The sequence below is a fragment of the Streptomyces marispadix genome (genome assembly GCF_022524345.1).
Taxonomy (GTDB): Bacteria; Actinomycetota; Actinomycetes; order Streptomycetales; family Streptomycetaceae; genus Streptomyces; species Streptomyces marispadix.
On the sequence record NZ_JAKWJU010000002.1, the window covers coordinates 5,440,639 to 5,453,389 of the forward strand.

Genomic DNA, 12,751 nt, shown 5'->3' on the forward strand with positions numbered 1-12,751 from the left:
GCCCGGTTCTACGGCAGCGTCGCCACGGCCGCCGCACCCCCGGAGGTCTCCCCCCGAGGGGCCTCCCCGCCGGGGGCTTCACGGGCCCTGCGGTCGCCCCGCTCCTGGTAGGCGTCGGCCTGCAAGCGGAAGAGGCGGGCATAGGTCCCGTCGCTCGCCATCAGCTCCTCATGGCTGCCGTGCTCGGTCACCCTGCCGGAGTCCATGACGTAAATGCGGTCCGCGGCACGGACGTTGGAGAAGCGGTGCGAGATCACCAGCACCGTGCGGCCCGCGAACAGGCGCCGGATGTGCCGGAAGAGGTCGGCCTCCGCCTGCGGGTCGAGGGACGCGGTCGGCTCGTCCAGGATCACGAACGGAGCGTCCCGGTAGAAGGCCCGCGCCAGGGCCAGCCGCTGCCACTGTCCCAGCGACAGATCGGCGCCACCGGTGAACTCCTTGCTGAGGACCGTCTCATAGCCCCGCGGCAGCGCCGCCACGACACCGCCCGCGCCCGCGTCGGCCGCCGCGGCGGCCACCGCCTCCGGGTCGGCCGGTGAACCGGGGCGCCCGAAGGCGATGTTGTCGCGGACGGTCATCTTGAAGCGTACGAAGTCCTGGAAGACGACGGCACTGGCCGCGCGCAGCTCCGCGGGGCGGGGCACGCTCCGCCCGTCCCACAGCAGACGGCCGCCGTCCGGCTCGTACAGGCCCGCAAGCAGCTTCGCCAGCGTGGACTTGCCGGAGCCGTTGGCTCCGACGACGGCGATCACCTCACCGGCGCCCAGCTCCACCGACACCTCGCGCAGCGCGGGCCCGGCAGACCCGGGATAGCTGAACGTCAGCTTCTCGGCGCGCAGTTGACGGAAACCGGACGGATGACAGAACGCGGAAGAGGCATCGGGGCGCGTGCCGCCGGTGTCCGTGCCGTCCGCCGTGAAGACCCTGACGTCCTTCATATAGGCCGCCGAGGCGCCGATGTTGTTCAGCACGTAGCCGAGCATCTGGACCCGGGTCGCGAGCATGAGCAGAGCGCCGGTCGCGGCGAGAGCGGTGGGCAGTTGGACTCCGCCGCTGCGGACCGTCCACCACATCGCGGCCACCACCGACACGAACACCGCGTCCCCGAGGAGCCTGGCGACCGCCTTGCGCCGCGTGTGGCGGCTCTGCATGTCCGTGGTGGAGGCGATCTCCTCGGCGTAGCGGCCTTCCCACCTGTCCTGGAGCGTGTCTCCCAGCCCGAGGGCCCGGATCTCCTTGGCCGCGTCCTGGCCCGCGAGAAGCTGCTCCAGATACTCGCGCACCCGCCTGCCCTCGGCCAGGCGCCCGTGCAGCCGGTAGTCGGCGTTGCGTTCGTCGCGGGCGGCCTTCAGCACGGGCAGTACGGACAGTGCCGTGAAGGGCAGCAACCACCAGGCCATCACGGCGAACGCGGCGGAGACGGCGGCCATGCTCAGCAGGGCCTGTACGGCGCCGATCAGCGCCGTCACCACCACCACCGGCTGTGAACGGGACGCGAACACCGCCCTCTTGAGCCGGTCGTGGAAGGCGGGGTCCTCGAAGAGCGCGAGTTCCGAACGGGCGGCGCTGCGCAGCACCCCCGCCATGATGTGCCGGTCGACCTTCACCGTCAGCACCCGCTGCCATCCGGAGGAGACGGTACGCAGCACCCCGCCGGCGGAGGCCAGCACCACCAGCCCGCACAGCGAGGCGATCAGCCCGTCCTCGGCGCTGCGGCCCTTGCCGCCGACGGAGAACGCCGTGCCGAGGGTGTCCCGCAGCACCAGCACCAGTACGCCCATGCCGACGGCTGTAAGCAACTGCACCGCGACGACGCCGCACAGGCGCCTGCGGTCCGCCTGCCAGGCCGCGCGCACGATGAACGCACACGCCTGGATCAACTCGCGTGCCGTGACCCGGCGTTCGCTCTCGTCCGTGCCGTCCTCACGGGCCGCGGCGCTCGTATGACCGGCAGCGTCCGTACGGTTCTCCCGGGCGTCTCGCCTCATCGGTAAGTCCCTCCCTATCCGCCGACGTGTCCGCCGACCTGTCCGCCGACCGGTTCTCCGGTACGGGCGGCGGAGGCGGCGGCGCAGGTCCTCAGCCACGCCTCGTGCTCCGAGGTCACCGTCGTGAGGCTCTCCCGGTGACGGAAGGTGTGTCCCTCGCGGGGGAGGAGGACGAGGCGGGCCCGTCCGCCCGTCGCGACCACCGCCCGGTACAGCCCGACTGCCTGGTCCGGCGGCGTCGAGGGATTGGTGTCGTCGCAGCCGTGCACCAGCAGCACCGGCCGCGACAGTCGCCCGGCGAAGTCCAGGGCGCTGAACGCCCGGTACAGACCGGGGACTTGCCAGTAGCTTCGGCGCTCGTACTGGAAGCCCTCCGGGGTGAGCGTCCGGTTGTAGCAGCCGCTGTGGGCGACGGCACCGGCGAGATCCGGGCAGTGTGCCAGCGCGACGAGTGCGACCGTGGCGGCGAAGCTGTGCCCGCCCACGATCACGGGACCGGTACGCCCATGGGTACCGCGCAGCGCGGTCACCGCCTGCTCGACGCCGTGGACGATCTGCTGCCTCAGCTCCTCCGCGCGTGCGCCGTCGGGCCAGTGAAGGGGGAGGTCGAGCAGCGCGGCCGGTGCTCGCAGGTCCGTCAGATGCGGCACGGCCTCGGCGGACGCGCCGGTGCCGCTGTCCCCCGGTTCCGCACGGCGTACATGGAGCCACAGCAACTGCCCTGTCGTGACAGGGTCGTCGGCGCCTTCTGGGCCGGTGCCTGCCGGGTCGCCGCATTCCGGATCGGTGCCTTCGCGGCCGGTGCCTGCCCTGTCCGTGCGGTGGGGGAGCGGTGACAGCCGTGCGCTCACGCCGCCGCGGGCGGGGGGAAGGCCGAGCGCGGGCGGCTTCGGCGCCGTCGGTGCGGGGCCCGCTGCGATCAGCTTCTCCGGAACGGGAGCGTCCACCGTTTTCAACAGTCCGTCGTGCAGTTCATGGCAGCGGAATCGGCCGCCTCGGCAGACGACGAGACGGGGCGGACCGTCGCCGTCGGCGCTCGCGCGGGCGGACTCCAGCGCCGGCCCCCCTTCGCCGGGCGGGAGTTCGGGCGGGGGTTCCAGCACGGTGCGTGCCGAGCCCCGCGCCGGATCGACGACGAGGAAACCCGCGCGCCCCTCCCGTACGCACTGGACGACGACGCCGCCTTCGTACTCGGTGGCGAAGGGGCCGAGCCGTTCGAGTCCGTCCGGTAGGCGAAGGAGCCGGTCTGCGGGGGAATCCGTCCCGGGCCTCGCGGCGCTCGCGGCGGTCAGCAGTCCTGCACGGTGCCGACTGAGCACCACCGGTCCGCCGCTTACGGTCACACACGCCCACCATCGCGGCGGATCGTCGTCTCCGTGCGGCAGCGAAAGCCGGTGTGCGGCGGGCAGTTCGCCGGTGCGGGAAGCATCTGCGGCGGATACGGGTACGGGACTGACGCCCGGCGTGGGGACGGCCCGTGCGGCGGACGTCCTCGGTGAGAGCCCCGATGTGTCGGCTGCGTCGTCCCGTATGGGGGAAGTCACCTCTGCGGCAGGGGCGTTGCGCACCTCGACGACGGTCCCCTCCGCGCGTTCGGAGGCCGCCGCGAGGGTGTGGCCGAGGCCGTGCGCCCAGCGGGTGCTCGCCGGTACGGGCGTCCATTCCGCTTCGCCGTCGTCGGCCGGCAGCACGGCCCGCGACCAGCCGAGCCCGTCGCCGGAGCGGGGAGCCGGGACCGGTTCGCCGTGTGCGGCGGTGGCGTGCTCGACGAGCAGACGGCTGCCGTCGGGCGAGGGCGCGAGCCCGCCCACCAGCAGGGGCGGGGTGAGGGTGCGCAGCACGCCGGTCGCCGGGTGGAGCAGCGAGACGGACGCCCCCGCGATGCGCCGCAGTTCGCCGAGGCCCGGGAGGAAGGCGACATGGCGTGGGCCCTCCGCCTCGTACACCACCGGCGACCACTGATTCACCGCTGCTCCGTGCGGATCGTCCGCGTCGCGCGGGTCGTGCGGGTCGTTCAGGTCGTCCGCGCCGTCCATCGGGGGGCGGCCCCGCTCGGCGAAGGGCCGGGTCAGCAGGGCGAGTTCACCGTCCGCGCACCAGGCGAACGTGGGCAGCCCCGGGCGGCGGCACGACAGCGACAAGGCCGCCCGTACCTCCTCATAGACGGTCAGCCGCTCGTCGGCGTAGTCGGCGGTCCACGGATGCAGGGCTCCGTTCCGCTGTACGAGCCCCGCGAGAATCGGCAGCCGGGGGTGCCAGGCCAGCCCCGCGGCGAGCAGCGTGCGCACCGGCAGCTCCCATGGCCGTGCCCTACGGGCGCCGCCGACGGTGACGCGGGCATGCCGGGCGCGGGCCGGGGCGACGCCGCCGAGCACGGGGTCGACGATCAGGTCCCGCCAGTGCTCACTCGCCGGGTGGTACTCGTCCACGGACGGCTGCCGGGCGTGGCGCAGCACGGCCCACATGGTCAGGCCGGGGCCGAAGTGCACGGTCTCCCGGTCGAGTTCGCGAGGCTCGTCCGCGGTCGCGGAACTTGGCCGAACCGCAAGCGCCCCCGCCGCCCCCGGTGCTCCCGGTGTCGCCGTCGCCCCCGCCGCCGTGAGCGTGTCAGGCGGCATGCGGCACATCCCGTGCGGTGATCACGATGGTGTCGATCAGCGCCTTGACCGCACCGATGCCGGACACCGGAGTGCACACGGCCTCGCCGGAGCCGTCGACCGGCACGGCGGCGGGCACCGACATCTCGGCCATGTCCGGGGGCAGTTCGCTGCCGCCCTCGACGACGTTCGTCTCGACGCGTTCCCGGCGCGCGGGCTCCATCTCGCCGATGAGCTGCCTGAGCGCACGGCACGCGGGGCAGTTGGCCGACACATAGAGCCGTACACCGGCGACCGTGCTGTCGCATCCGGCCGCGGCCTCCGCGGCGGCCTCCTGCTCCGCCTTCGCCCTGCGGCGGTCGGCGACGAGCACTCCGGCGGCCGTGGCCGCGGCGGCCACCGCCGCGACCGTGCCGCGCAGCCGTGGCCGGGCGGGCAGCCGGGGAGCGAGCAGCGCCGCGGCGACGGCGGCTCCCGCCGCGTTGGCTCCCACGTGTGCACGGCCCACGGTCGCCAGCCGCGCCGCGCCGAAGCAGGCACAGCGCTCGCCGTGCAGGGACTGTGCGACGGCGGTCAGCGTGCCGTAGGCAGCAAGCGCGGCGGCCGGAGCCGCCCGGCCGGGAAGCAGCACGAGCCCGGCGGCGGCGGCGAGTTCGGCACCGCCTGCGAGCTTCGGACCGCGCGGAGCGCGCAGCGGCCCGGAACGGAACGGCCACGCCAGGCGGTCCGCCGGCGTGAGGAGCTTCGCCGCTCCGCCCGCGATCAGCGGTCCGGCGAGGGCGGCAAGCGCGGCCTGCGGAATTCGGGATGGCATGGGACCTCACTTCGCGACGTCGGTGACCTGGAGCCACCGGGAATCCATCAGGTCGCGGACCACCCGCAGTGCCTCGGGGTCGTCCGGATCGGGGCGTTCTCCGGCCAGCAGCCGCCCCAGCAGCGCGGCGTCACGCTCGTCGCACTCGGCGAGCGCGAGCGTCCTGCCGTGCAGCAGCACCGCACCGCCGTACGGAAGCCACGTCAGCCGTACGTCCGGGGCGAGCGCCAGGCCCTTCGCGGCGGCCGGAGGCGGCGACGAGGACGGAGACGACGGTGACGCTGACGGTGCCGGGGGCGACGGTGACGCCGAGGGCGACTGTGACGACGGATGAGAAGACGCAGGAGTCATCGGAGTCAGCCCTTCAGCCATCGGTCGATCCACAGCAGTCGCAGCAGCGGCAGCGCCTGGTCCGTGCGGCCGGGGCTCTGCCGCAGCAGACCCGTCACGGTGTCCGCCTCGATGAGCCCCATGTCGGCGAGTGCGCTCTCCCGTTCCAGCTCGGCGACGACCTTCGCGCTCTCCCGGTGCAGATACGCGGCGGCTGCCAGGCGCAGGTCGTAGGAGGACGAGGCACGGCGCAGCCCGCGCAGCCGGTGGCGGGCCACCGCACCCGTCAACGGCCTGTTGTTGCGGAAGACTCCGCGTGAGATGCGGCCCAGCCGCTCGGCGGGGACGGCCTCCATCGCCGCCAGCACCGTCGGATCGGTGGCCGGGAAGACCGTCCCGTCCCAGGCGACCCGCTCGGTCACGCCCGCGTCGGCCCGGCCCAGCAGCGGACCCAGGAAGTCCAGATGGTCCTTCCACACGGACAACGACGCCTGCTGGACGGTCTGTAGCGCCACACGTCCCTCGGCCGTCATGCCCGGCAGATCCCTGCGGCCCAGTGGAACCGGCGGGGGCGCGTCCGGCGGCTGAGCGTCCGCGGGCGCGTCCGGGGCGGGCTTGTCGCTGCGCACGACGCCCTGCTCCAGCAGCGCGGCGGCCTCCTCCAACCCGGAGAGCACACCGGAGAGATGGAACGGCTCGCATGTCAGCAGCCGCCAGTCGCGACGGCCCCTCGGTACGTCCGGGAGCTTCGCCGCCGTCAGGTCCTCCAGCAGCGCCGCCGAGACGAGCGGACGCCCGGCGGCCTCGGTGAGGGCCGCCGCGATCCTGCGCGGGAAGACCACGTCCGGCAGCGGGGGCGTCAGTCCGCCGAGGGGCACGCTGTGGTGGTCCAGCAGCCCGTACACGTCGAGCGGCACCCGCTGTACGTCGAGCCCCGGCACGGCGGCGAGTGCGGGCCGCTCGCCGGGCAGGCCCAACTCCGCGTGCATCAGCGGCGGCCGGTGTCCCGCGCTCAGCGCGGCCACGGCCACGAAGGCCGACGAAAGCCCTCCGCCGTAGGCGATCGCATAGCCGCCGGGGATGCCGTCCAGCACGTCGGCGACGGCGCTCAGCAGCCCAGGAGGCTCCTGCGGGAGCGCGGGCCGCCGCCTGGTGACTCCGGCGCCGTCGGCCCGTACGCTCACCGAGGCGCCCAGGGACAGGCGCCGCACCCCGGGCAGGGACGTGGCGTCCGGCGGCGGTGCCAGGCCGTGCACCAGCGCCAGCAGGGTGCCCGCGCCCGGCACGTCCCGGCCGGTGCCGTCCGTGAAGTCCCGCGCGTTCTCGCTCCATTCGAGGCGGCCGGGCGCCAGGCGGTAGAAGACGTCGCCCGCGCCGAGTCCGCCGCGGGTGAGGGTGAAGCCGCGTGTGAGCCGGCCTCCACCGTCACCCCGGTCACCCCGGTCCGCTGCCGCGGCGGCGTGCAGTGCACCGCGCCGTCCCCTTCGGCGGTCACGACGTTCAGCACAGTGCTTCCCTTCCGCCCGTACTCAGCACCTCGGTGTACTCCTCCCGTACCGGCAGCGACGTGGTCAGCACGGCACTGCCGCACTGCGTCCACGCGTAGAAGCCGCCGGGTGCGACCGTGGGCGCCGTCTCACGTCCCAGATGGAACGAGGCGGGAAAGCCAAGCGAACGAAGCCCGTGGGTGATGAACAACGCGTCCTCGACCGGGTCGAGAAAACCCATCAGCAGTCTTTCCGCGATCCGCAGCCGGGCGACCGCGAGCGGCGCGCCCCTCGCCGATCCACGGGTACTCCCTTGCAGCGGTGGCCAATTCAGCTCGTAGGTTCCGCCGTCGCGGCGCGACGATTCCACGAATTCCCGCGCGCTGCGCGCGGCCTTCCAGAGTCCCAGCATTTCCCTGCCCCCAATGCGTCCCCGTGAGAACCGGGAAGGGAATGCCCGGTCCCTCCCCGCCGGCGGACCCCGCCGGGGCGCACGGCGTACTGCCGTCGCCCCGGCGGGACCGGTTCACCTGCGGAGCGTCAGCCCTGCAAGTAGCAGTGGAACCACTCGCAGATCAGCCCGTGGCAGCACTGCGAGTCCCAGGCGCAGGACTCGTAGCGAGGCACACAGGCCTCCTCGACGGCGGTCGCCTCGGCGTGCAGATGCTGCTGCATTCCGTTTCCGGCGAGCCGCTCGGAAAGAGACGTCGCAGACATGACTTCCCCCAACTCGGGTTTCCGGACCGCCTGTTGGCCGTCCTCTTGACCCGACGACATCACACCCCCGACAGGCTGGACAAACATTTCAAGAATGCTGGAAGAACGAGGAAACGGCGGCCTGGAGGAGCGATGAATCGTTCGCTGAATGTGCGGCGGGCACACAAATGCCGGGACGTCGATCCCGGCTCGATCGAGCCGGTCTGACAGGGCCGAATGCCGCCCGCCCGAGACCCGGCCGGACATTCGACTGCCGGCCGGGGCGGCGGCGTCTGCCGCCGCGCTCCCGGAGTTCAGCCCCGGCGGCGCGGATTGCTGCGCGGTCTGAGCGTGGTGATCGGCGCGGCCGGGGCGGGCAGCCGGTCACCGTCGTAGCCTTCCACGCTGCCGAACCTGTCGGCGGAGCGCTGCCACTCCTCCCGTGCCTGAAGGATCTCCTCGTGGCTGCGGGCGACGAAGTTCCACCACATCACGATCTCCTCCTCGAACGGAGTGCCGCCGAGCAGAACCGCGCGGGCCGTCGCGTCGGTGGTGTTCGTGAGCGTCAGCGACGCGTTTCCCGGCCCCAGGTAGCCGAGTTGACGCGGGCGCAGCACGGTTCCGGCGGCCTCGACGTCGCCGAGATCGACCAGCAGGCCGTGCTCGAAGCCGGGGTCGACCGCAAGGGTGGTGGACGCCCCCGGCTCCAGGGTGACTTCGGCTCCGAGCAGCGGGCTGAAGACCGGCACGGGTGAGACCTCGCCCGCCAGCGCCCCGAGGAAGACCCTGGCTTCGCCGCCGTCGAGCGGCACCGGCCGCGGCACGTGGTGGTGGAAGTCCCGTGCGGTGTACCGGTGTTCACCGGGCAGGGCCACCCAGAGCTGCACACCGTGCAGAACGGCGGTGCGTTCCGTGGAGACCTCGGAGTGGCTGATTCCGAGGCCGCCGGTCATGAGGTTCAGCTCGCCGGGCCGTACGAGGGCATGCGTGCCGAGACTGTCGCGGTGCTCGATCTCGCCCTCGAAGAGCCAGCTCACCGTCTGAAGACCCGTGTGCGGATGCGGGGCGACGTCCATGCCGCCCGTCACGGACACGTCGTCGGGCCCGTAGTGGTCGGCGAAGCACCATGCGCCGATCAGGGTCCGGGCCCGCTGCGGCAGGGTGCGCCGCACCGTCATCGCTCTCGGACCGCCCAGTGGCACGTCCCGCGCGGTGAGGACCTCCATATGCGTGCGTGGCCCGCCGCCCGGAGCGCAGAGGATCTCCGACGGATCGGTCTCGGTGCTGCTCACCGTGCGAACCTCCCGTAGACGTCCGGGCCTTGGCGCCGCCGTGGCGCCGGGCCTGACCAGCCCTTGACCAGCCCTGGACCGGCTCTTCGATGATGGCAGACGGTGTCGTAAGGGCGCTGGGCCGCCGGGCCGAGGCGCCCGTCCGTCCGCCCGCGCCCGCATGTGTACGTACCGGCTCGCGCGCCGGAGACCGACCCGAGAGGCAGGGAACGTGACCGAGGTTGGATGCGACGTCCTCGTCGTGGGCGGCGGACTGGGAGGCGTGGCCGCGGCTCTCGCCGTGTGCCGTGCGGGCCGTACCGCCGTGCTCAGCGAACCGACCGCCTGGCTGGGAGGCCAGTCGACCAGCCAGGCCGTGCCGCCGGACGAGCACCCGTGGATCGAGCAGTTCGGCTGCACCGCCTCCTACCGGCAGTGGCGGGAAGGCGTCCGCGACTACTACCGGCGCAACTACCCGCTGACTCCGGCCGCACGCGCCGACCGCAGCCTCAACCCGGGCGCGGGACGGGTCAGCAAGCTCTGCCATGAACCGAGGGTCGCCCTCGCGGTCATCGAGGCGATGCTCGCCCCGTACCGGGCGTCGGGCAGGCTCACCGTGCTGCTGGGGTACGCGCCCGCCGCCGCGCACACCGACGGCGACGCCGTACGGGCGGTGGAGCTGCGGGAGACCGGCACCGTCACACCCGTCGCCTCCGTCACGCCCGCCACACCCGGCACACCCGGCACCGGCACCGGCACTGAGCCCGGCGTCTCCGTGACCGTCACCGCCGACTACGTACTCGACGCCACGGAGGGCGGGGACCTGCTGCCGCTGACCGGCACCGAGTACATCACCGGAGCCGAGAGCCATGAGCAGCACGGCGAGCCCTCCGCGCCCGCTGTCGCCGACCCCGCCGACATGCAGGGGATCACCGTCTGCTTCGCCCTCGACCACAGGGCGGGCGAGAACCACGTGATCGACCGACCCGACGGCTACGGCTTCTGGCGCGACTACCGCCCGGACTTCTGGCCGGGCCCGCTGCTGGGCTGGACGGCACCCGACCCCGCGACGCTGCTTCCCTTCGAGCGCACCTTCGACCCCAATCCCGCCGAGCCCGACGGCCCGCTCTCCCCCGACCAGTGCGAGGACCGCGGCGACAAGCCCCTGTGGCTCTTCCGCCGCATCGTGAGCCGCAACAACCATGCGGCGGGCGCCTTCGACTCCGACGTCACGCTCGTCAACTGGCCCATGAACGACTACTGGCTGGGCAACGTCGTCGAGGTGGACGAGGCGGAGGCGTCCCGCCACATCGAGCAGGCCGGACAGCTCTCGCTCAGCCTGCTGTACTGGATGCAGACGGAGGCCCCGCGTGCCGACGGCGGCACCGGCTTCCCCGGGCTGCGGCTGCGCCCCGACGTCACCGGCACCCGCGACGGTCTCGCCATGGCCCCCTACATACGCGAATCGCGCCGCATCGAGGCGGTCACGACCGTCACAGAGAACGACGTGTCGCTCGCGCTGCGCGGGGAGCGAGGAGCCACCCCGCACGAGGACTCCGTCGGCGTCGGCAGCTACCGCATCGATCTGCACCCCTCCACCGGCGGCCGGAACTACATCGATGTGGGCTGCCTGCCGTTCCGGATACCGCTGGGCGCGCTGCTGCCCGTGAGGATGCGCAATCTGCTGCCCGCGGCGAAGAACATCGGCACCACCCACATCACCACCGGCTGCTACCGGCTGCATCCCGTCGAGTGGAACGCCGGGGAGGCGGCCGGAGCCCTGGCCGCGCACTGTCTGACGCGGAACGTGGAGCCGCACCAGGTGCACGGCACTCCTGGGCTGCTGGCGGACTTCCAGGCCGAACTGGTGCGGCAGGGCTTCGAGTTGGCATGGCCCGAGGTGAAGGGGTACTGACGGTGACGTCGGGGGCGGCGAAGGCGAGTACGCCGAGGGTCCCCGCCAGGACGCCGGGAGCAGCGACAGGCCCCGACAGGCCCCGGCAAGCCCCGACGGGCAATGGCACGCCCTGCTCCCGGCTGATCCGCGATCTTCCCGGCGTCGGCGTCGTATCCGTCGCCGTCGCCGGTGCCGGAGGTGGCGGCCCCCGCCCCCGACCTGGCTGATCTCTGGCGCCGGGGGACACGTCGGCGCCGCCCGCCGCCCGCCAGCCGACTCCTTCCGGACCGTCCGTCCCCACCGGTCCCGCCGCGCACCGGCCGTCCGCCCCCGGACCGTACCGTCCGGACTAACGCACGCCCTCGCGGTTACCCGGAGGCCATGTCCGCAAGGCCGGTGAACGTTTTCGTACTCGGACTGGACGAGCGCAACCGTGAGCTTCTGCACGACCTGCCTCATCAGTCCGCGTACCGCTTCCATGGGCTGCTCGGCCGTGAGGAACTACAGAGCGGCGGCACGGTGCCGATGCGCGGACTGCTGGAGGAGGCCGAGAGCAGGCTGGCGGCGTTCGACGGGCCGATCGACGCGATCGTGGGCTACTGGGACTTTCCGGTGAGTTCGATGGTGCCGCTGCTGTGCGAACGCCACGGGCTGCCCTCGGCGTCGCTGGAGTCCGTCGTCAAGTGCGAGCACAAGTACTGGAGCAGGCTCGAACAGCGGAAGGTGTGCGACGCGCACCCCGCGTTCGCCCTCGTGGATCTCGAAGACCCGTCGCCGCCGCCGGCGCTGGACTTCCCGATGTGGCTCAAGCCGGTGAAGTCCCGCTCCTCCGAACTGGCCTTCCAGGTGGACGACGCGGAGCAGTTCGCGGAGGCCGCCGCCCGCATCCGGGACGGCGTACCGGGAGTGGGGAAGGCGTTCGACCAGGTGCTCTCGCTCCTCGACCTGCCCCCGGTGATCGAGGAGGCCGGAGGCCAGGCCGCTCTCGCGGAGGAGGAGGCCCACGGCCACGAGCTGACCGTGGAGGGCTACTGCCTCGACGGCACCGCCCATGTCTACGGAGTGGTCGACTCCGTGCTGTATCCGGGCACGTCGAGCTTCCTGCGCTACCAGTACCCGTCGTCGGTGCCCCCCGAGGTCGCCGAGCGGCTGATCGAGGTCTCCCGCCGCGTCGCTCTCCAAATGGGCCTGGACCACTCGACGTTCAACATCGAGTACTTCTGGGACCCCGAGCGGGACCGCATCGACATCGTGGAGGTCAACCCCAGGCTCTCCCAGTCGCACGCCCCGCTCTTCGAGTACGTCGACGGCCTGCCCAACCATCACTGCATGGTCAGCCTCGGGCTCGGCCGTGACCCCCGGCTGCCGTACCGGGAGGGCCCGTACCGCATCGCCGGCAAGTGGTTCCTGCGGCGCTTCTCCGACGCATACGTACGGAGCACCCCCGGCCCCGACGACATCGCCAGGGTCGAGCGGGAGGTGCCCGGAACCATCATCGACATCGTCGCCAAGGAGGGCGGGCGGCTGTCCGGACTGCCGATGCAGGACAGCTACAGCTACGAGCTGGCGGCCCTGTACATCGGGGCCGACGACGAGCAGGGGCTGGAAGAGAAGTACCGACGCTGCGTGGAACTGCTGCCGTTCGAACTCGACGATCAGGAGAGTGCGTGA

General features: G+C 72.7%; 10 protein-coding genes. 2 read left to right on the top strand and 8 right to left on the bottom strand.

Going from position 1 to position 12,751, the window contains the following annotated elements; all coding sequences use genetic code 11:
- Positions 1-8: 8 nt before the first annotated feature.
- From MMA15_RS22710 to MMA15_RS22745, 8 genes are all read right to left on the bottom strand, one after another.
- Positions 9-1,988, bottom strand: coding sequence for an ABC transporter ATP-binding protein (locus MMA15_RS22710; RefSeq protein WP_241061948.1), 1,980 nt, complete (start codon positions 1,986-1,988; stop codon positions 9-11).
- A gap of 14 nt (positions 1,989-2,002) precedes the next feature.
- Positions 2,003-4,606 (bottom strand): S9 family peptidase, encoded by a 2,604-nt coding sequence (locus MMA15_RS22715; protein WP_241061949.1) that lies wholly within the window; start codon positions 4,604-4,606, stop codon positions 2,003-2,005.
- Positions 4,596-5,399: a hypothetical protein gene (locus MMA15_RS22720; protein WP_241061950.1), complete on the bottom strand. Its 804-nt coding sequence runs from the start codon at positions 5,397-5,399 to the stop codon at positions 4,596-4,598. The genes MMA15_RS22715 and MMA15_RS22720 overlap by 11 nt, the downstream gene beginning before the upstream one ends.
- A gap of 6 nt (positions 5,400-5,405) precedes the next feature.
- Positions 5,406-5,750, bottom strand: coding sequence for an actinodefensin-associated protein B (adfB, locus tag MMA15_RS22725; protein ID WP_241061951.1), 345 nt, complete (start codon positions 5,748-5,750; stop codon positions 5,406-5,408).
- A gap of 5 nt (positions 5,751-5,755) precedes the next feature.
- A complete protein-coding gene (locus tag MMA15_RS22730) occupies positions 5,756-7,015 on the bottom strand; it encodes a hypothetical protein (RefSeq protein ID WP_241061952.1) in 1,260 nt (419 codons plus the stop codon).
- A gap of 214 nt (positions 7,016-7,229) precedes the next feature.
- Positions 7,230-7,628 (bottom strand): lasso peptide biosynthesis protein, encoded by a 399-nt coding sequence (locus MMA15_RS22735; protein WP_241061953.1) that lies wholly within the window; start codon positions 7,626-7,628, stop codon positions 7,230-7,232.
- Between the two features lie 128 nt (positions 7,629-7,756).
- Entirely contained in the window at positions 7,757-7,933 is a 177-nt protein-coding gene (locus MMA15_RS22740) for a hypothetical protein (RefSeq protein WP_241061954.1), read from the bottom strand.
- 293 nt (positions 7,934-8,226) lie between these two features.
- On the bottom strand, positions 8,227-9,204 hold the full coding sequence (locus tag MMA15_RS22745; RefSeq protein WP_241061955.1) for a pirin family protein: 978 nt from the start codon (positions 9,202-9,204) through the stop codon (positions 8,227-8,229).
- 160 nt (positions 9,205-9,364) lie between these two features.
- Here MMA15_RS22745 and MMA15_RS22750 point away from each other — a divergent pair, with 160 nt between their 5' ends.
- Both MMA15_RS22750 and MMA15_RS22755 read left to right on the top strand, forming a co-directional pair.
- Positions 9,365-11,098: an FAD-dependent oxidoreductase gene (locus MMA15_RS22750; protein ID WP_277400498.1), complete on the top strand. Its 1,734-nt coding sequence runs from the start codon at positions 9,365-9,367 to the stop codon at positions 11,096-11,098.
- 363 nt (positions 11,099-11,461) lie between these two features.
- Positions 11,462-12,751, top strand: a complete 1,290-nt coding sequence (locus MMA15_RS22755; RefSeq protein ID WP_241061957.1) for an ATP-grasp domain-containing protein — start codon at positions 11,462-11,464, stop codon at positions 12,749-12,751.

Coding starts and splice junctions, on each gene's coding strand:
- adfB (WP_241061951.1), bottom strand. CDS start 5,750: ATGACTCCTGCGTCTTCTCATCCGTCGTCACAGTCGCCCTCGGCGTCA.
- MMA15_RS22740 (WP_241061954.1), bottom strand. CDS start 7,933: ATGTCTGCGACGTCTCTTTCCGAGCGGCTCGCCGGAAACGGAATGCAG.
- MMA15_RS22755 (WP_241061957.1), top strand. CDS start 11,462: ATGTCCGCAAGGCCGGTGAACGTTTTCGTACTCGGACTGGACGAGCGC.
- MMA15_RS22720 (WP_241061950.1), bottom strand. CDS start 5,399: ATGCCATCCCGAATTCCGCAGGCCGCGCTTGCCGCCCTCGCCGGACCG.
- MMA15_RS22750 (WP_277400498.1), top strand. CDS start 9,365: ATGTGTACGTACCGGCTCGCGCGCCGGAGACCGACCCGAGAGGCAGGG.
- MMA15_RS22735 (WP_241061953.1), bottom strand. CDS start 7,628: ATGCTGGGACTCTGGAAGGCCGCGCGCAGCGCGCGGGAATTCGTGGAA.
- MMA15_RS22710 (WP_241061948.1), bottom strand. CDS start 1,988: ATGAGGCGAGACGCCCGGGAGAACCGTACGGACGCTGCCGGTCATACG.
- MMA15_RS22715 (WP_241061949.1), bottom strand. CDS start 4,606: ATGCCGCCTGACACGCTCACGGCGGCGGGGGCGACGGCGACACCGGGA.